This window comes from Vibrio alginolyticus NBRC 15630 = ATCC 17749 (assembly GCF_000354175.2).
Classification (GTDB): Bacteria; Pseudomonadota; Gammaproteobacteria; order Enterobacterales; family Vibrionaceae; genus Vibrio; species Vibrio alginolyticus.
In genome coordinates, this window is record NC_022349.1 from 2395637 (window position 1) to 2414087 (window position 18451).

Genomic DNA, 18451 nt, shown 5'->3' on the forward strand with positions numbered 1-18451 from the left:
CAAAAAACACATTCAAGTGTTCTTGGGAATATCACTTTTAAGTGATTATTCGAAATTGAGTCCGGCAAAATCGAAATGTCTCTCGCTCATTCAAATAATGAGAGACAACTTTGGTGATTTGAACATCAACTCGAAACTCCTTCGGGTTGTATGGTTAAGTGACTAAGCGTACACGGTGGATGCCTTGGCAGTCAGAGGCGATGAAGGACGTATTAACTTGCGATAAGCCCAGATTAGGTAGTAAAAACCATTTGAGTCTGGGATTTCCGAATGGGGAAACCCACTTACATAAGTAAGTATCGTTATGTGAATACATAGCATAACGAGGCGAACCGGGGGAACTGAAACATCTAAGTACCCCGAGGAAAAGAAATCAACCGAGATTCCGAAAGTAGCGGCGAGCGAAATTGGACTAGCCCTTAAGCTTTACACGCGTTAGACGAACAGCCTGGAAAGGCCGACGATACAGGGTGATAGTCCCGTAGTTGACGACGTGTGTTCAGTGAAATCGAGTAGGGCGGGACACGTGATATCCTGTCTGAATATGGGGGGACCATCCTCCAAGGCTAAATACTACTGACTGACCGATAGTGAACCAGTACCGTGAGGGAAAGGCGAAAAGAACCCCTGTGAGGGGAGTGAAATAGAACCTGAAACCGTGTACGTACAAGCAGTAGGAGCAGGCTTGTCCTGTGACTGCGTACCTTTTGTATAATGGGTCAGCGACTTATATTCAGTGGCAAGGTTAACCATCTAGGGGAGCCGTAGGGAAACCGAGTCTTAACTGGGCGTTCAGTCTCTGGATATAGACCCGAAACCAGGTGATCTAGCCATGGGCAGGTTGAAGGTTGAGTAACATCAACTGGAGGACCGAACCGACTAATGTTGAAAAATTAGCGGATGACTTGTGGCTAGGGGTGAAAGGCCAATCAAACCTGGAGATAGCTGGTTCTCCCCGAAAGCTATTTAGGTAGCGCCTCGGACGAATACTACTGGGGGTAGAGCACTGTTAAGGCTAGGGGGTCATCCCGACTTACCAACCCTTTGCAAACTCCGAATACCAGTAAGTACTATCCGGGAGACACACGGCGGGTGCTAACGTCCGTCGTGGAGAGGGAAACAACCCAGACCGCCAGCTAAGGTCCCAAATTACTACTAAGTGGGAAACGATGTGGGAAGGCTCAGACAGCCAGGATGTTGGCTTAGAAGCAGCCATCATTTAAAGAAAGCGTAATAGCTCACTGGTCGAGTCGGCCTGCGCGGAAGATGTAACGGGGCTAAGTAGTAAACCGAAGCTGCGGCAATGTACTTTAGTGCATTGGGTAGGGGAGCGTTCTGTAAGCGGTTGAAGGTGTGTGGTAACGCATGCTGGACGTATCAGAAGTGCGAATGCTGACATGAGTAACGATAAAGGGGGTGAAAAACCTCCTCGCCGGAAGACCAAGGGTTCCTGTCCAACGTTAATCGGGGCAGGGTAAGTCGACCCCTAAGGCGAGGCCGAAAGGCGTAGTCGATGGGAAACGGGTTAATATTCCCGTACTTCTTACAATTGCGATGGGGGGACGGAGAAGGCTAGGTGGGCCTGGCGACGGTTGTCCAGGTTCAAGTGCGTAGGCTGAAGAGTTAGGTAAATCCGGCTCTTTCTAAGGCTGAGACACGACGTCGAGCTACTACGGTAGTGAAGTCATTGATGCCATGCTTCCAGGAAAAGCCTCTAAGCTTCAGATTGTAAGGAATCGTACCCCAAACCGACACAGGTGGTCGGGTAGAGAATACCAAGGCGCTTGAGAGAACTCGGGTGAAGGAACTAGGCAAAATGGTACCGTAACTTCGGGAGAAGGTACGCTCTCGACGGTGAAGTCCCTCGCGGATGGAGCTATTGAGAGTCGCAGATACCAGGTGGCTGCAACTGTTTATTAAAAACACAGCACTGTGCAAAATCGCAAGATGACGTATACGGTGTGACGCCTGCCCGGTGCCGGAAGGTTAATTGATGGGGTTAGACTTCGGTCGAAGCTCTTGATCGAAGCCCCGGTAAACGGCGGCCGTAACTATAACGGTCCTAAGGTAGCGAAATTCCTTGTCGGGTAAGTTCCGACCTGCACGAATGGCGTAATGATGGCCACGCTGTCTCCACCCGAGACTCAGTGAAATTGAAATCGCTGTGAAGATGCAGTGTACCCGCGGCTAGACGGAAAGACCCCGTGAACCTTTACTACAGCTTGGCACTGAACATTGACCCTACATGTGTAGGATAGGTGGGAGGCTTTGAAGCGCAGTCGCTAGATTGCGTGGAGCCGTCCTTGAAATACCACCCTTGTAGTGTTGATGTTCTAACGTCGACCCCTTATCGGGGTTGCGGACAGTGCCTGGTGGGTAGTTTGACTGGGGCGGTCTCCTCCCAAAGCGTAACGGAGGAGCACGAAGGTGGGCTAATCACGGTTGGACATCGTGAGGTTAGTGCAATGGCATAAGCCCGCTTGACTGCGAGAATGACAATTCGAGCAGGTGCGAAAGCAGGTCATAGTGATCCGGTGGTTCTGAATGGAAGGGCCATCGCTCAACGGATAAAAGGTACTCCGGGGATAACAGGCTGATACCGCCCAAGAGTTCATATCGACGGCGGTGTTTGGCACCTCGATGTCGGCTCATCACATCCTGGGGCTGAAGTCGGTCCCAAGGGTATGGCTGTTCGCCATTTAAAGTGGTACGCGAGCTGGGTTTAGAACGTCGTGAGACAGTTCGGTCCCTATCTGCCGTGGGCGTTGGAGAATTGAAAGGGGCTGCTCCTAGTACGAGAGGACCGGAGTGGACGAACCTCTGGTGTTCGGGTTGTGTCGCCAGACGCATTGCCCGGTAGCTAAGTTCGGGATCGATAACCGCTGAAAGCATCTAAGCGGGAAGCGAGCCTTGAGATGAGTTCTCCCTGATACTTTAAGTATCCTAAAGGGTTGTCGTAGACTACGACGTTGATAGGCAGGGTGTGTAAGCGTTGTGAGGCGTTGAGCTAACCTGTACTAATTGCCCGTGAGGCTTAACCATACAACACCCAAGGGGTTTTGATGGACTCAATGAAAGAACATTGAATGTGTAAGAACGAGAATTAAAAAACAGCTTTCCAGATTAAAGAATTTGCTTGGCGACCATAGCGTTTTGGACCCACCTGATTTCCATGCCGAACTCAGAAGTGAAACGAAATAGCGCCGATGGTAGTGTGGGGCTTCCCCATGTGAGAGTAGGACATCGCCAGGCTTTAAATTTAAGAAGCCCGCTCGAAAGAGCGGGCTTTTTTGCATCTATAGAGTTTTAAAATTAGCCCACTTTATACCTAAAAAGTGTTCATCTAAGGTGCGATATACTTGCTCTCTGCAACCTTCCAAAAGGCTTTAACAAGCGGATTCTCCAGCTGAGTTTTGTTGCAGCAAACACCAAGTTTAAAAGGTTTAATTGGTAAGACTTTTAAACGATTTATCTTTTCTCTTACCGGACTGTTGTTGATTACAACATCAGGTGCGATACCTACTCCACACCCCAATGCAACCATACTTACGATGGCTTCATGTCCGGAGGTTTGTGCGTAGATCTTTGGCTTTATTTTCATTTGTTTGAGCCAAGTATTGGCCCTGTCCCTTGCCGTTCCTGCTTCTGGGAGTATGAATGGAATGACCGACCAGTCTGGTTTTTCTTTTTGTAGCTCTTCAGCAAACGCACTAACCCCAACAGGTACGATGACAGAAAGTGGGATTTCACTGATCGTTTCAAATGCGATTTTATTTGGCATCTGTTCTGACTTGGCTGATATGGCAATATCGGCTTCATCTGCTAGTATTTTGTCGATCGCTTGAGCTGGATCGCCGGTTGATAGTTTGAACTCAATGAAAGGGTTCTGAATACGAAAGTCAGAGATTAGCTCCGGAAGATGGCTGTAGCTTGCAGTAACAGAACAAAAGAGACGGATTTCTCCTTTCAATTCATCCTCGGTTCCCTTCAGGTGACTCTGATACTGCTGCCATTCGCCAAGAATCTTTAAGGCAACTGGGACTAGCTTTTTACCTTGGATAGTTAAATCAACGCTACGGTTGTCGCGTAAAAACAATTGTTGGCTGGTTTCCTCCTCTAATTTTTGTATCTGTCGGCTTAAGGCTGAAGGGCTAATATGCATTGCCGCTGCGGTCTTGGCGAAACTTTTACTCTCACAGAGATGAATGAAAAGTTGCAGGCTTTTGATATTCATTAAATTTTCATTTCCATGTTGCATAAATTGCAATAACTAATTGTGAATATATCACTTTAAGCAATCTCATGTCTGTTTTAGTATGAAGTTATTCGGTAAGGCAATTACTGACCTCAATGGAAGAATCTCAAAGGAGCACCCAGATGGCTAATTATTTCAATACCCTAAACTTGCGCGAGCAGTTGGACCAATTAGGTCGTTGTCGTTTTATGGACCGCAGTGAGTTCGCTTCAGAAGCGGATTATCTGAAAGGTAAGAAAGTAGTCATTGTAGGTTGTGGTGCTCAAGGTCTTAACCAAGGTCTGAACATGCGCGACTCTGGTCTAGACGTTGCTTATGCGCTTCGCCAAGCCGCGATTGATGAGCAACGCCAGTCATTCAAAAACGCAAAAGACAACGGTTTTGAGGTAGGTAGCTACGAAACGCTAATTCCACAAGCTGATCTAGTAGTAAACCTTACTCCAGATAAGCAGCACACAAACGTTGTTGAGACGGTAATGCCGTTAATGAAAGAAGGCGCAGCACTAGGTTACTCTCACGGTTTCAACGTTGTTGAAGAAGGCATGCAAATCCGTAAAGACCTAACGGTAGTAATGGTTGCACCTAAATGTCCAGGTACGGAAGTTCGTGAAGAATACAAGCGCGGTTTCGGTGTACCGACTCTTATCGCTGTTCACCCAGAGAACGACCCAAAAGGTGAAGGTTGGGATATCGCGAAAGCTTGGGCTGCAGCAACCGGTGGTCACCGTGCAGGCTGTCTAGAGTCTTCTTTTGTTGCTGAGGTGAAATCTGACCTAATGGGTGAGCAAACTATCCTTTGTGGCATGCTACAGGCTGGCTCTATCGTATGTTACGAGAAGATGATTGCTGATGGTATCGATCCTGGCTACGCTGGTAAGCTTCTTCAATACGGTTGGGAAACCATCACTGAAGCACTGAAGTTTGGTGGTATCACTCACATGATGGATCGCCTAACTAACCCTGCAAAAGTGAAAGCATTTGAGCTTTCTGAAGAGCTAAAAGAACTGATGCGTCCGCTATACAACAAGCACATGGATGACATTATCACCGGTCACTTCTCTAGCACTATGATGGCTGACTGGGCAAACGACGATGCAAATCTACTAGGCTGGCGTGCAGAAACAGGTGAAACTGCTTTCGAAAACTACCCAGAAACTGACGTAGAAATCTCTGAGCAAGAGTACTTCGATAACGGTATCTTGATGGTTGCTATGGTTCGTGCGGGTGTTGAGCTAGCATTCGAAGCGATGACGGCATCTGGCATCATCGATGAGTCTGCTTACTACGAGTCTCTACACGAGCTGCCACTTATCGCAAACACTATCGCACGTAAGCGTTTATACGAGATGAACGTGGTTATCTCAGACACTGCGGAATACGGTAACTACCTGTTCGCTAACGTAGCAACGCCGCTTCTACGTGAGAAGTTTATGCCAGCCGTAAATACTGACGTAATTGGTAAAGGTTTAGGTGAAACGTCTAACCAAGTGGATAACGCGACTCTTATCGCTGTGAATGAAACAATCCGTAACCACCCTGTAGAGTACATCGGTGAAGAGCTACGTGGTTACATGACTGATATGAAGCGTATCGCGGTGGGCGGCTAAATGACTCCATTTCGGTGTCGAAGGTGCTCGTTTACTATCGTAAAGTCCGCGCCTTCTCCTAGAAATGAAACCTTAATACAGCGTAATTTACTTAGTCTCAAGTAACGCAGTAGATAAACTCCAGGCAGACTGGAGTGATAAATACAAAATAAAACACAACATCTAATCAAAAGGCTTGGTCGCCGTTGACCAAGCCTTTTTGTTTTTAGCCGATTTATCTGCGCGCCGATAAGAAAAACGCTCCTTTGTGAGGAGCGCTTTGATACTTATTTTTCAGCAAGCTTTTCTTCAAGTTGCGCCAACTTCTGTTCCATTTCTGTTAGCTTTTGACGTGTACGTAGTAAAACTTGAGTTTGAACATCAAACTCTTCGCGACTTACAACATCTAGCTTGTTTAGCTGGCCTTGGATTACTTGACGAACTTTCTGATCGACATCAGAGCCCAATTCTTTTACTGGTTGAGGCATTGAGTCGTGAATCTGTTTAGCAATTTGCTCTAATTTCTTTGGGTCAAACATAGTGGCTAAAACTCCTTTTGATTTGTCCTCATTTTAAGTAAATGATACGTGAAAGTCGCCACTTAGATGGCAAAAAAGAGAGCGGCAATAAAAAAGGCCACCGAAGTGACCTTTTTGAATGCCTTAATAGCTTATCTGTTATCCGCTAATTCACGATGAGCTGCTTTCGCTTCGTCAACTCGCGCTAACTTCTCCAAGTCTTTGTCTTCAACAAATACTGGCAGAGGTTTGTGTTTTTCAGCTAGGTAGCTGTAAATCACAGGTAGTACGAATAGTGTGAACAGTGTACCGATTGCAAGGCCAGCAACGATGACGATACCGATACTGAAACGTTGCGCGGCACCTGCACCTGTTGCGTACATCAGCGGGATCAGACCTGCGATCATCGCTGCAGTGGTCATTAGGATAGGGCGAAGACGCACTTTCGCAGCTTCCATCACCGCATCAATACGAGACAGTTTATTATGTAACTGCTCTTCTTTGGCGACTTCACAGATCAAGATACCGTGCTTGGTTATTAGGCCGACCAGCGTTATCAAACCAACCTGCGAGTAGATGTTCATCGAGGCCGTACCCCAGGCCAATGCGATCAAGGCACCACATATTGCCAGAGGTACAGATACCATGATGACAATAGGATCGCGGAGTGATTCAAATTGAATCGCCAGAACGAGGAAGATGATCGCAAGTGCAAGACCGAAGGTTGCATACAAGGCACTACCTTCCGTTACAAACTGACGAGATTCGCCCATGTAATCGTGGTTATATCCTGCAGGCAGTTTGGTTTGTGCAATATTTTCAAACCAGTCGATTGCGTCACCCATAGCAACACTAGGTGATGGTACTGCACCCACAGTCGCTGAGTTTAGCTGGTTGAAGTGTGGCAAAGAGCGAGGCTCAGCCACCACATCGATAGTAATCAGACTGCCTAATGGAACCGCTTTACCATCCACAGAGCGTACATAGTAGTTCTTCATCGATTCTGGGTTTAGACGCCATTTACGCTCAACTTGAGGGATCACCTCGTACGAGCGGCCATTCAGGTCGATTCGGTTTACATAACCATCTGCCATCATGGTGCTGAGGGTGATGCCAATGTCTTGCATAGTCACACCGTAGGCACCGGCTTTGTCTTTATCGATCTTGATCTTCATCGTTGCTGAATCGTAGTTCAAATCCAGGTCGGAATAGACAAACATTGGGCTACTTGCAACATCGGTTAGAATATCGCTAGCGATAGTAAACAAGCTCTCGAAGCTATTTGGTGTTGTAATTACAAACTGAATAGGTAGACCTGAGCCTGCACCTGGAAGCTCTGGCATTTGGAATGCAGTGACAGACATACCAGGCACACTTGATACTAGGCCACCCACACGTTTCGTGATTTCAGATTGGCTTGCCTCTCGTTCACTCCAAGGCTTCAATGTTGCTAGGCCAAACGCTTGGTTTGAGTTTGGTACACCATTAAAGACCTGTGCGTATTCCACCTCCGGTTGATCTGAGAGTATTTGGTTTACGTCATCCATGGTATTTTGGATATAGTCCAAGTTCGCATTTGATGGGGCGGTACCCATCAGCATGACCACACCTTTATCTTCAGATGGTGCTAGTTCGCTAGGAATAAACTTGAACAAGACCGGTAAGCTTGCAAATACAATGATTGCAAACGCAATAACAACCGGACGATGAGCCATTACCGCTTTCAACATGCCTTCGTAACGAGTGGTCATGCCATCAAGGATATGGTGAACTTTTTGCTCAAACTTGCTTGGCTTCTCGTTCGCTTTCAGCATCTTCGAACACATCATTGGTGATAGTGTCAAAGCGATGATGCCGGATACGAATACTGAACCTGCCAGTGTCAAAGCGAACTCTTTGAACAGTGAACCGGTGATACCACCCATCAATGCGATCGGCGCGTACACTGCACCTAGCGTCAATGTCATCGCGATAACTGGAACCGCAATTTCACGCGTACCAATGATTGCAGCTCGGAATGGCGATTCCCCTTCTTTGATGTGACGGTCAACGTTTTCTAGTACAACGATCGCGTCATCCACCACCAGACCGATGGCAAGCACCATCGCCAGTAGCGTCATCAAGTTCCAAGAGAAACCCATTGCTTGCATCACCATTGCCACACCAATCAATGAAAGTGGAATGGTCACGATAGGAATGATTACCGCGCGGAATGAACCTAGGAACAGTGTGATAACCACAAGTACGATGACCGCTGCTTCAAGAATCGTTTTCACTACTTCGTGAATCGATTCGTTGATGGCGATAGTTGAGTCGTACATCACGTTCATTTTGATGTTGCTTGGTAGGTTGCGCTCAAGTTGAGGCAACAGATCAAGTACGTCTGCCGCGATGTTGATCGGGTTAGCACTTGGCGCTGCGTTGATCGCCGCAACCACGGCTTCTTGACCGTTTGCACTTGCGCGATAAACGTCGTGACTTTTCTCTAGCGTTACTTTAGCGATATCACCTAGGCGGATGACATCCCCTTCACCAGTTTTCACGACCAATGCTTCAAGTTCAGCAACGTTTGATACCTGAGTATCTGCGCTACCGTTATAAAGCACGAACTCACCCGTCGCTTGACCGGTTGCAGATTGGTAGTTGTTGGCGTTAAGAACGCTCATCACATCGGTTGCGGTCAACTTCAAAGCGCCCATTTTGGCAGGATCTAGCCATACGCGCAGTGCGTACTTCATACCACCATACAGGTCAACTTTGGACACACCGTTTACGGTGAACAACTGCGGGTTGATTACACGCTCAAGGTAGTCAGTGATCTGGCTTGAAGATAACTCGTCACTCGTAAAGCCGATGTACAGTACCGCCGTTGTCGAACCTGTCGACATGGTTACGGTTGGGTCTTCGGCTTCTTTTGGTAGCTGTGAACGTACCGAGTTGGTTTTCGCCAGAATGTCAGACAACGCCGCATTTGGATCAGTATTCAACTTCATGTTTACAGTAATGGTCGATTTACCCAGTACCGATTGCGAAGTCATGTAATCAATATTATCGGCTTGCGCTACCGCTTGCTCCAATGGCTGAGTAATAAAGCCTTGGATCAAGTTGGCACTTGCACCGTAGTAACTGGTGGTCACGGTGACCACCGTATTCGTCATTTCAGGGTATTCACGAACCTGCATTTTGAACACCGCTTGCAAACCAAGCAATGCAATCAAAAAGCTGATCGATACCGCTAAAACTGGACGTTTTATAAAAACATCTGTAAAGCGCATGATGCCTCCAACTTAAAGCATTGGTGTTTCAGCAGGTGGGGTAGTTGCATCGCTTTCGACAATGCTTACTTTCGCATGGTTACTCAAACGGACTTGACCCGACGTCACCACTACATCACCTGGCTTCACGCCTTCTAGAATGTGTGCGATATCTTTAGAGCGTTCGCCAACTTTTACCACATGCTGCTTAACGCGTTTTTCGCCATCTTCTTCTGTTACGATGTAAACATTGTCGCCATACAGCGTAAATGTGATCGCGGTTTGAGGTAGAGTGACCTGATTTTCTAATTTAGGCAGAATGATGTTTGCACGCGCGAACATACCACTACGTAGTTTGCCGTCACTGTTAGGGATATCCGCTTGAACTTGAATCAAACCACTTTGTACGTTTACAGCTGGTTCAATCGCAGAAATAGACCCTTTGAAAGGTTGGTCTGGATAAGCGTCAACAAAGATATCCACTTCTTGATCGATATTGATACGTGAAATATCGGTTTGTGGCACGGTGAAGCGCAAGCGCATCACGCTGGTATCTTCAAGGCGAACAATATCGGTGCCCGCCTGTAGGTACTGACCGAGGTACACGTTACGAATACCTACCACACCATCAAATGGCGCTTTGATTTCGCGTCGGTCGATGGTTGCTTTCAGGCTTTCAATATCCGCTTTTAAGGAGAAGTAGTTTGCTTCTGCTTCGTCATACGCTTCTTTAGAAATAGAGCCTTTTTTGAATAGCCCTTGGTAGCGTTTGTATTTCGCTTCTGCCGCTGGCAACTTAGCTTGCGAGCTCTTCAAATTTGCTTTTTCGACTTCAGAATCAAGCAACACTAATGGCTGACCCGATTTAACTTGAGTACCGGAATCAAATGCGATTTTATCGATAACACCGCTCGTTTCGTTCGCTACCGTCACGCCTTGATTTGGCTCGATAAAACCAATTGCCTCGATGACTGGTACCCAATCCACCGCTTGCACTTCAGTTACGGTTACTGGGAATGCTGGTTCAGGGCGATTGGCAAACTGCTCCATTTTGTCTTTGATATCAATTAGTCTGTATGTAACAACGCTACCAAAAAGTAATAAAACAATTGATAGCATCAAAATCCACTTTTTCATTCTATTAAGAACTCCAAGTTAGTGTTTAATAATTGCATCCCAACTGGCTTCAATAGCGGCCTCTAATGCCGTCTTATCCAGTTGATAAAATCCCAAAGCGTGTTTCCGAGCAAGTGCAACACTTGCCTCAAAACTTAATCCAGAAAGTACTTCGTTATCGAGAAGCTTGAATACTCCCTCGTCTTTACCCTGATTAAAAAGAAGATCTACTTGGGCAAACATTTGTCTCTCAAGTTCCCGAGCTTTGCTACTATTTGAACAGGGTAAAGACTCATATTGGACTCGGTTGCTGATCGCACTTAAGTTCGAGCTCGCTAAATTCCAAATATTGAGCCACATGGTTCGATAACGCTGTTTTAAAGGCATCTCTTCACTAACACCTAGTTGCACCGCAGTAGCAACACGCTTAGCAACGTTAAGGCGTAGTTCCTCTAAAAGATGTTCTTTATCTGAGAAATAACGGTAAATCGTCCCTGCTGCGACACCTGCCTCATTGGCGAGCTTTTGCATGGAAAGCCCTTGAAAACCAGATTCAGCAATGAGTTGTTCAGCAGCGACTAAGATTTGTTCTCGTTTATCTACAGCAGGGTTATCCTTCATAATGTCACCCTTTAGTGAATGAACGTTCATTCATTATAGCTTAAATACCCGCCATTTATGCAACAGAATATTGCACTTAATTGGTGTGAAAATTACAAGAAATCAGCATAGCTTTCACGAGGCCACCCCTTTATCATAGGCGCCACATTCATCACCCGCAGAGAATTTCTATGAAGCTGAACCCTAGTCAAGATGAAGCCGTGAAATACGTGTCTGGTCCATGCCTAGTGCTAGCTGGTGCTGGCTCGGGCAAAACTCGTGTTATTACCAATAAAATCGCTTATCTGGTTCAGCAATGTGGTTACAAAGCGCGTAACATTGCGGCGGTGACGTTTACCAACAAAGCGGCACGTGAAATGAAGGAGCGTGTAGGTCAAACGTTAGGGAAAGGTGAGTCTAAAGGTTTGATGGTATCAACATTCCACACTTTAGGATTGAACATCATCAAGCGTGAGTACAAGCATTTAGGGTTGAAAGCGGGCTTCTCACTGTTTGATGACCAAGACCAGCTAGCGCTGCTCAAAGAGCTTACTGAAAAGCAGCTTGATGGTGATAAAGATCTGCTACGTCAGCTTCTGAGTTGTATTTCCAACTGGAAAAACGACATGTTGACGCCAGAGCAAGCCAAAGCGCGTGCGCAAGGTGAACAGCAACAATTGTTTGCGTTCTGTTTTGATATGTACCAAAAGCAAATGAAAGCCTATAACGCGCTTGATTTTGATGACCTAATTTTGATGCCCGTTTTACTCTTACGTAATCATGAAGACGTTCGTCAGCGTTGGCAGAATCGTATCCGTTACCTACTGGTTGACGAGTATCAAGATACCAACACGAGTCAGTATGAGCTGGTCAAATTAATTGTCGGAGAACGTGGACGATTGACGGTTGTAGGGGATGACGATCAGTCTATTTATTCATGGCGTGGTGCGAAACCTCAGAACCTCGTGTTGCTGGGTGAAGATTATCCGAATTTGCGTTTGATTAAGCTAGAGCAAAACTACCGTTCAACGAGTCGAATCCTGCGTGCGGCCAACATTTTGATAGCTAACAACCCTCACGTCTATGAGAAGTCCCTGTTCTCTGAAATTCCTGACGGTGAAAAACTCAAAGTGTTGTTGGCTAAAAATGAAGAGCACGAAGCAGAGCGCGTAACGGGTGAACTAATTGCGCATAAGTTCCTAAACCGTACCGAATATAAAGATTATGCGATTCTATATCGTGGTAACCACCAATCACGTTTGATTGAAAAGTCTCTGATGCAAAACCGTGTACCGTATAAAATTTCTGGCGGCACCTCGTTTTTTGCGCGCGCAGAGATTAAAGACATCATGGCGTATTTGCGCGTTTTGGTTAATCCGGATGACGACAATGCATTTTTGCGCATTGTGAACACTCCGCGACGTGAAATTGGCCCAGTAACGTTAGAGAAATTAGGCAGTTATGCCAATATGCGAGGCAAGAGCTTGTTTGAGTCGAGCTTTGAAATGGGGCTCGAACAGCACCTAACGGGACGTGGCCTAGAAAACCTGCGTCGTTTCACCCAATGGCTAGTGGCGATTGCTGATCAAGCTGAGCGTGGTGATACCGTCGAAGCGGTTCGTTCGCTAGTTCGTGATATCCATTATGAAGATTGGCTATACGAAACTTCAGCAAGTCCGAAAGCCGCTGAAATGCGAATGAAGAACGTTTCTGATCTTTATTCATGGATAGTGGCGGACCTAGAGGGTGACAACTACGATCAAGAAGAGAAAACGTTAAAAGAAGTCGTTCAACGTTTGACCTTGCGTGACATGATGGAGCGCGGTGAAGAAGATGAAGACAGTGATGCAGTACAACTGATGACCTTGCACGCATCAAAAGGCCTTGAGTTCCCATATGTATACTTAATTGGGTCCGAAGAAGGTATTTTACCGCACCAAACCAGTATTGATGAAGATAACGTGGAAGAAGAGCGTCGCCTGATGTACGTTGGTATTACTCGAGCGCAACGTGAACTGACTTTCACTATGTGCAAAGAGCGTCGGCAGTTCGGCGAGTTGATCAAACCGACTCAAAGCCGCTTTTTGGATGAGTTGCCATTTGATGACGTTGAATGGGAAGTAAACAAAAAGCCAGTATCAGCAGAAGAGCGTATGGCGAAAGGTCAAGCACACATTGCCAATATTCGAGCAATGTTTAAGAAGTAAAGTAACCTTGTTCTCACTGACTAAAAAACAAAAAGGCTTGCCAACTGGCAAGCCTTTTTCGTTGATGTCTTTACTTATAGACCTTCAATCATGTGGTCAATTGCTGCGATGATTTCATCGTCAGAACAGTCCATACAGGTTCCTTTGGCTGGCATCGCATTGAAGCCTTCTAATGCGTGCTTCACTAACGTATCTTTGCCTTGTGCAATACGTGGTGCCCAATCATCGGCATTACCTGTTTTAGGTGCGCCGTTTACACCAGATGCGTGACAAGCAATACAAAAAGTACCATAAACTGTGGCGCCATCACGTGGACCGGTTGGTTCTTCTTTCACTGGCTCAGAACCCGCTAGATAAACATCACCGACAGGTTGGATGCGTTCTGCGATCGCATCGTATTCAGTTTGGCTGATGTCAGAAGCTAAAGCTGCCGTAGAAAACGTTAAGGCAGCGAACAAAACGCTAATCATTTGTCGAGACATATCCATTAAACCCACTTCACATTCCCGAGGTAAGTGACTTACCTATTTATATAGTTAGAGTATTAATGCCGAGCAGAGAAATCATTAAATTCCACTGAATGGCATAGAATGATTAGACAACTTGGTTGCAGCTGTTAAATCAATGTAAATAATGGGTGATTATATCCCGATAACTTGTTGCAATAAACAACAAGTTATCCATGACAGGGCGTGAATCACATCAAAAATCCACTTTAACGGAAGATAACTGTCGAAAAAGAGACCAAACGATAAAAAAGTAAAAAAAGTACTAGACGGCATAGTGTGATATCCGTATTATTCCACTCCGCCGATAGGGCATGCGCCCGTAGCTCAGTTGGATAGAGCGTTGGCCTCCGGAGCCAAAGGTCGAAGGTTCGAATCCTTTCGGGCGTACCATTGCCTCGGAGGATACATCGGTAAAAATCAGTGGTGGCTATAGCTCAGTTGGTAGAGCCCCGGATTGTGATTCCGGTTGTCGCGAGTTCAAGTCTCGTTAGCCACCCCATTCTTTCTTTTTTAGATTGAATGCGGTAGCATTGCTCCCAATCTTGATTCAATCAAGATAAAACATCGTCGGTGAATAGCGCAGCTTGGTAGCGCATCTGGTTTGGGACCAGAGGGTCGGGGGTTCGAATCCCTCTTCACCGACCACTATTTAGTTTATGGCTATATAGAGCGGTAAACAGAAAAAATTGATGGTGGCTATAGCTCAGTTGGTAGAGCCCTGGATTGTGATTCCGGTGGTCGCGAGTTCGAATCTCGTTAGCCACCCCATTAATTAAGGTGATTTCTTAGTTGAAGTGTCCTGTCTGATTTGAGAAAATCAGCAAATACAGTTCGGTGAATAGCGCAGCTTGGTAGCGCATCTGGTTTGGGACCAGAGGGTCGGGGGTTCGAATCCCTCTTCACCGACCACTATTAGAAAGCCTGCTTTTTAGCAGGCTTTCGTCGTTTTAGAGTTTATGATCTCGCTTGGACTGTATTAGTCGGTAATGTATCAATGGATTTGAACCCAAGTGGGGTTCGCCTGAAGTTAGAATTCGGCTCTTCACCGACCGCTATTTAGAGCCCCAGTCGAAAGACTGGGGCTTTTTTACATCTCTCCTGAAAAGAATCGGCATTCCATTTCAATTTTCCCCAAAAGTGTACAGCTCTAGGGGCTTTTGACCACCTATGATCCAAATGCTTTTCGAGCTGACAAAATAAACCCCAGAGCAGTGTCTGGGGTTTTGTAGTTTTCTAATCCGCTGCTTTTATTGGGCGAGTGTTTTAAGGATTTCTTTCAGTTCTACCGTTTCTTGGATTTCAAAACTTGGCGTTATATCCGTTGAGTTGCTTGCGCCTGTCGCATTCACCCATACACTCAAAATGCCCATATTGTTAGCGCCAGCAATGTCAGCAGGTAAAGAGTCGCCCACGTGTAGAGCCTCTTCTGGTTTTACTTCGACCAAGTCGAGCGCTTTTTGGAAAATACTTGTAGCAGGTTTCTCTTCTGGCTCTTCTCCTCCCACAATAATATGGTCCACCCAGTTACTCATTTGTGTCGCGTTTAATTTAGGGTGTTGAGAAAAAATCGGGCCGTTAGTGATCACGACGAGTTTGTAATGTTGACGAAGGTCGCTGAGCATTTCTTTTACACCAGGGAAGAAAGTGAACGCGCCCATACGTGCAGAGTCAAAGTAGTCTTGAGCTTGTTGAGCCTCTTTTGCAGTGATGCTGACGCCTTGCTCCGCCAAGATGTTTTGGATCAGGCCACAACGGAAGGCATTTTCATCGGGTAGCAGAGCCACAAGGTGAGGGAACTCAGCATTCAGCTTTTTGTATACACCCTGTAAGTAGCGCTGCAAAAACGCTTTTGGCTCGGTAACTTGTGGGTAGGTTTTATGAATCCAAGTTGTAAACGCTTGTCCTGCAACTTTATCGGCTTGTGACGTTGCACATAAAGTCTCGTCCATATCAAAAAAAATCGCTTTAAGCACAGGGGCTCCTTTTATTTACGGCTTGGCTTTGACACTGTTCATCTATTATCCCACTCTCAATTGTGTCGTAAAGGGTTAAAATCGGCGAGTTTTCTTATGACGTACGAATGAGGATAGCGGTACTTTCCTTTGCTTAGTCAATAAACCGCTTAAGTGGCGCATAATCTGCGTTGGAGCAGGATTTGTGTGGTTTTGCTGTTTTGTTCACGTTTTGACCTATCCTTTCTCTTCCTAAGTTTGGCTTTTTGTATTTGCCGACTATTTTATTAATAGTTTTTTATGTTGAAAAAACACTTTTTGCATATGATATTGTTTTTTAAATGTTAATAAATGCACATGAATAATATGGTTAATGATCTTGTTTAGCTCATGTTTACTTTTAGAGCATTTTTCTAGTTTTATTGGTGCATGACGCACAAAAATAGTGTGATATGAAAATGGTTAAATACTTGTTAATGCATTTTTATTCGCTAATTGTGCGTTTATTTAATGTTTTTTCGGCGGAATATACTTTAATTGTTGCTTTTTTGTGTGATTTTTGCCAAATTATTTCCGCATTAAGATTTCAGAGTATTATTCTGAATTTGAACGGATTCATTCAGGTGATGAATGGTGCCTTTGGCATGATTCGATACCACAGACAAGGCAGTAGAGGTCTGAAATGTCACTATTAGAAGTGAAAAACCTTCGTATTGAATACCCATCCCGACACGGCGTTCACGCTGCCGTGAAGTCACTTTCTTTTCATATTGAACGTGGTGAAATCGTGGGTGTTGTTGGCGAATCAGGTGCGGGTAAATCCACCGTTGGTAACGCTGTTATCGATTTGCTTAGTCCCCCAGGTCGCGTTGCTAGCGGTGATGTATTCTTGGATGGAGAAAAAATTTCTGGCCTATCACCAGAAGCGATGCGTAAGGTTCGCGGCTCGAAAATAGGTTTTATTTTCCAAGATCCGATGACCTCGCTCAATCCACTTTTTACTGTTGAGCAACAGCTGAAAGAGACGATCCACGCTAACATGAAGGTCTCTGATGAAGAGGCGTATCAGCGCGCGCTTTCTCTTATGCAGCAGGTTGGTATTCCGCAACCAGAAAACCGCTTAAAACAGTACCCGCACCAATTCTCTGGTGGTATGCGTCAGCGTGTTGTCATTGCTATTGCTTTGGCTGGTGAGCCTGATCTCATCATCGCGGACGAACCAACTACGGCGTTAGACGTTTCTATCCAAGACCAAATCCTCAACTTGATCCGCGAGCTGTGTATCAAGAACAATGTCGGCTGTATGTTGGTTACTCACGATATGGGTGTCGTCTCCAACGTCACCGATCGCGTGGCGGTAATGTATCGTGGTGACTTGGTGGAGTTTGGACCAACAGCCAAAGTATTGGGCGATCCTGATCACTCTTATACTCGCAGTCTAATTTCAGCGGTACCACGTTCAGACAGAAAGCTAGATCGTTTCCCGTTAGTAAGCTATATCGAAGAAGCGGCGGAAATGGAGCCACTCGATATCAAGAACCACTGGTTAGGACAAAGCCAAGATGAGCGTGAGTACACTGGCCCGCTTTTGGACGTGAAGAACGTCAATCTTCGCTTTGTGACCAAAGACTCTTTGTTCGAAAGCCGCCGAGAATACGTGCAAGCATCTAATAATGTGAGCTTTGAAGTGCACGAAGGCGAAACCTTTGGTTTGGTGGGCGAGTCTGGTTCAGGTAAATCGACCATTGCACGTGTGATTGCTGGTTTATACCAACCTAACTCTGGTCAGGTGAAATTCGAGGGCATTGACCTGACCGCTTTAACCTCTGAGAAAGAGCGCCGCCCGATGCGTCGTCAAATGCAGATGGTGTTCCAAAACCCATATACTTCAATGAACCCTCGTATGAAGGTATTCGATATTATTGCTGAGCCAATCCGTTTTCATAAATTGACGAAAAACGAGTCGGAAACTCGCCAAATCGTGAATGACCTATTGGATCATGTTGGTTTGGGTCGAATGGCTGGGCTTAAGTATCCTCATGAATTCTCCGGTGGTCAGCGTCAGCGTATTTCTATTGCGCGTGCGTTGGCGACTCGTCCTCGACTTTTGATTTGTGATGAACCGACCTCAGCACTGGACGTATCGGTACAGGCACAAATTCTAAACTTGCTGAAAGATCTGCAAAGTGAGCTGAACTTGACTATGTTGTTTATCAGCCACGATTTACCTGTTATTCGTCAGATGTGTGACCGAGTAGGTGTGATGCAAATGGGTACACTTTTAGAAGTGGCACCAACAGAACAGTTATTCACGGCACCTCAACACGAATACAGCAAAAAATTGATTTCTCTGATGCCGGAGTTTACTGGCTTGCGAGAAGAGATCGAAACGGCATAAACCAAGCAATTCGCTTGGCTAACCTTTAGTCATAACAAAGACGCAAACACAACAAC

At 45.8% G+C, this 18451-nt stretch carries 10 protein-coding genes, 5 tRNA genes and 2 rRNA genes; 10 read left to right on the top strand and 7 right to left on the bottom strand.

Annotated features, from left to right (window positions below):
• Nucleotides 1-152 precede the first annotated feature (152 nt).
• Nucleotides 153-3042, top strand: a 23S ribosomal RNA gene (locus N646_RS11030).
• A gap of 93 nt (nt 3043-3135) precedes the next feature.
• Nucleotides 3136-3252 (top strand): 5S ribosomal RNA (gene rrf / locus N646_RS11035).
• 91 nt (nt 3253-3343) lie between these two features.
• Here rrf and ilvY read toward each other — a convergent pair.
• Nucleotides 3344-4234 (bottom strand): HTH-type transcriptional activator IlvY, encoded by an 891-nt coding sequence (ilvY, locus tag N646_RS11040; protein WP_005379097.1) that lies wholly within the window; start codon nt 4232-4234, stop codon nt 3344-3346.
• Between the two features lie 143 nt (nt 4235-4377).
• Between ilvY and ilvC the strand changes: the two genes are divergently transcribed.
• Complete coding sequence (ilvC, locus tag N646_RS11045; protein ID WP_005379098.1) at nt 4378-5862, top strand: ketol-acid reductoisomerase; 1485 nt, start codon at nt 4378-4380, stop codon at nt 5860-5862.
• A gap of 266 nt (nt 5863-6128) precedes the next feature.
• Here the strand turns inward: ilvC and ubiK are convergent, their stop codons facing one another.
• The 4 genes from ubiK to N646_RS11065 all read right to left on the bottom strand — a co-directional run bounded on the left by ubiK (nt 6129) and on the right by N646_RS11065 (nt 11350).
• A complete protein-coding gene (gene ubiK, locus N646_RS11050; RefSeq protein ID WP_005379099.1) occupies nt 6129-6380 on the bottom strand; it encodes a ubiquinone biosynthesis accessory factor UbiK in 252 nt (83 codons plus the stop codon).
• A 131-nt stretch (nt 6381-6511) separates the two neighbouring features.
• Nucleotides 6512-9634, bottom strand: a complete 3123-nt coding sequence (gene vmeD / locus N646_RS11055) for a multidrug efflux RND transporter permease subunit VmeD (RefSeq protein WP_017821137.1) — start codon at nt 9632-9634, stop codon at nt 6512-6514.
• A gap of 12 nt (nt 9635-9646) precedes the next feature.
• Nucleotides 9647-10750 carry an efflux RND transporter periplasmic adaptor subunit gene (locus N646_RS11060; protein ID WP_017821136.1) on the bottom strand — a complete coding sequence of 368 codons (1104 nt, stop codon included), beginning with the start codon at nt 10748-10750 and terminating at the stop codon, nt 9647-9649.
• Nucleotides 10751-10768: 18 nt separating this feature from the next.
• Nucleotides 10769-11350: a TetR/AcrR family transcriptional regulator gene (locus N646_RS11065; protein WP_005384254.1), complete on the bottom strand. Its 582-nt coding sequence runs from the start codon at nt 11348-11350 to the stop codon at nt 10769-10771.
• Between the two features lie 170 nt (nt 11351-11520).
• Here N646_RS11065 and rep point away from each other — a divergent pair, with 170 nt between their 5' ends.
• A complete protein-coding gene (gene rep, locus N646_RS11070) occupies nt 11521-13536 on the top strand; it encodes a DNA helicase Rep (protein WP_005379104.1) in 2016 nt (671 codons plus the stop codon).
• A gap of 74 nt (nt 13537-13610) precedes the next feature.
• On the opposite strand, the gene N646_RS11075 is transcribed toward rep, so the two are convergent.
• Nucleotides 13611-14024, bottom strand: a complete 414-nt coding sequence (locus N646_RS11075) for a c-type cytochrome (RefSeq protein WP_005384252.1) — start codon at nt 14022-14024, stop codon at nt 13611-13613.
• A 334-nt stretch (nt 14025-14358) separates the two neighbouring features.
• On the opposite strand from N646_RS11075, the gene N646_RS11080 reads away from it, so the two are divergent.
• The 5 genes from N646_RS11080 to N646_RS11100 all read left to right on the top strand — a co-directional run bounded on the left by N646_RS11080 (nt 14359) and on the right by N646_RS11100 (nt 14954).
• A tRNA-Arg gene (locus N646_RS11080) sits at nt 14359-14435 on the top strand.
• A 33-nt stretch (nt 14436-14468) separates the two neighbouring features.
• Nucleotides 14469-14544: transfer RNA gene (locus N646_RS11085), tRNA-His, on the top strand.
• A 69-nt stretch (nt 14545-14613) separates the two neighbouring features.
• Nucleotides 14614-14690, top strand: a tRNA-Pro gene (locus tag N646_RS11090).
• A gap of 47 nt (nt 14691-14737) precedes the next feature.
• Nucleotides 14738-14813: transfer RNA gene (locus N646_RS11095), tRNA-His, on the top strand.
• Between the two features lie 64 nt (nt 14814-14877).
• Nucleotides 14878-14954, top strand: a tRNA-Pro gene (locus tag N646_RS11100).
• A gap of 338 nt (nt 14955-15292) precedes the next feature.
• Here N646_RS11100 and N646_RS11105 read toward each other — a convergent pair.
• Nucleotides 15293-16018, bottom strand: a complete 726-nt coding sequence (locus N646_RS11105; RefSeq protein WP_005379107.1) for an HAD family hydrolase — start codon at nt 16016-16018, stop codon at nt 15293-15295.
• Between the two features lie 661 nt (nt 16019-16679).
• On the opposite strand from N646_RS11105, the gene N646_RS11110 reads away from it, so the two are divergent.
• Nucleotides 16680-18395 (top strand): dipeptide ABC transporter ATP-binding protein, encoded by a 1716-nt coding sequence (locus tag N646_RS11110; RefSeq protein ID WP_005379108.1) that lies wholly within the window; start codon nt 16680-16682, stop codon nt 18393-18395.
• Nucleotides 18396-18451: the final 56 nt, after the last annotated feature.

Coding starts and splice junctions, on each gene's coding strand:
- N646_RS11075 (WP_005384252.1), bottom strand. CDS start 14,024: ATGGATATGTCTCGACAAATGATTAGCGTTTTGTTCGCTGCCTTAACG.
- rep (WP_005379104.1), top strand. CDS start 11,521: ATGAAGCTGAACCCTAGTCAAGATGAAGCCGTGAAATACGTGTCTGGT.
- vmeD (WP_017821137.1), bottom strand. CDS start 9,634: ATGCGCTTTACAGATGTTTTTATAAAACGTCCAGTTTTAGCGGTATCG.
- N646_RS11065 (WP_005384254.1), bottom strand. CDS start 11,350: ATGAAGGATAACCCTGCTGTAGATAAACGAGAACAAATCTTAGTCGCT.
- N646_RS11060 (WP_017821136.1), bottom strand. CDS start 10,750: ATGAAAAAGTGGATTTTGATGCTATCAATTGTTTTATTACTTTTTGGT.
- ilvY (WP_005379097.1), bottom strand. CDS start 4,234: ATGAATATCAAAAGCCTGCAACTTTTCATTCATCTCTGTGAGAGTAAA.
- ubiK (WP_005379099.1), bottom strand. CDS start 6,380: ATGTTTGACCCAAAGAAATTAGAGCAAATTGCTAAACAGATTCACGAC.
- N646_RS11110 (WP_005379108.1), top strand. CDS start 16,680: ATGTCACTATTAGAAGTGAAAAACCTTCGTATTGAATACCCATCCCGA.
- ilvC (WP_005379098.1), top strand. CDS start 4,378: ATGGCTAATTATTTCAATACCCTAAACTTGCGCGAGCAGTTGGACCAA.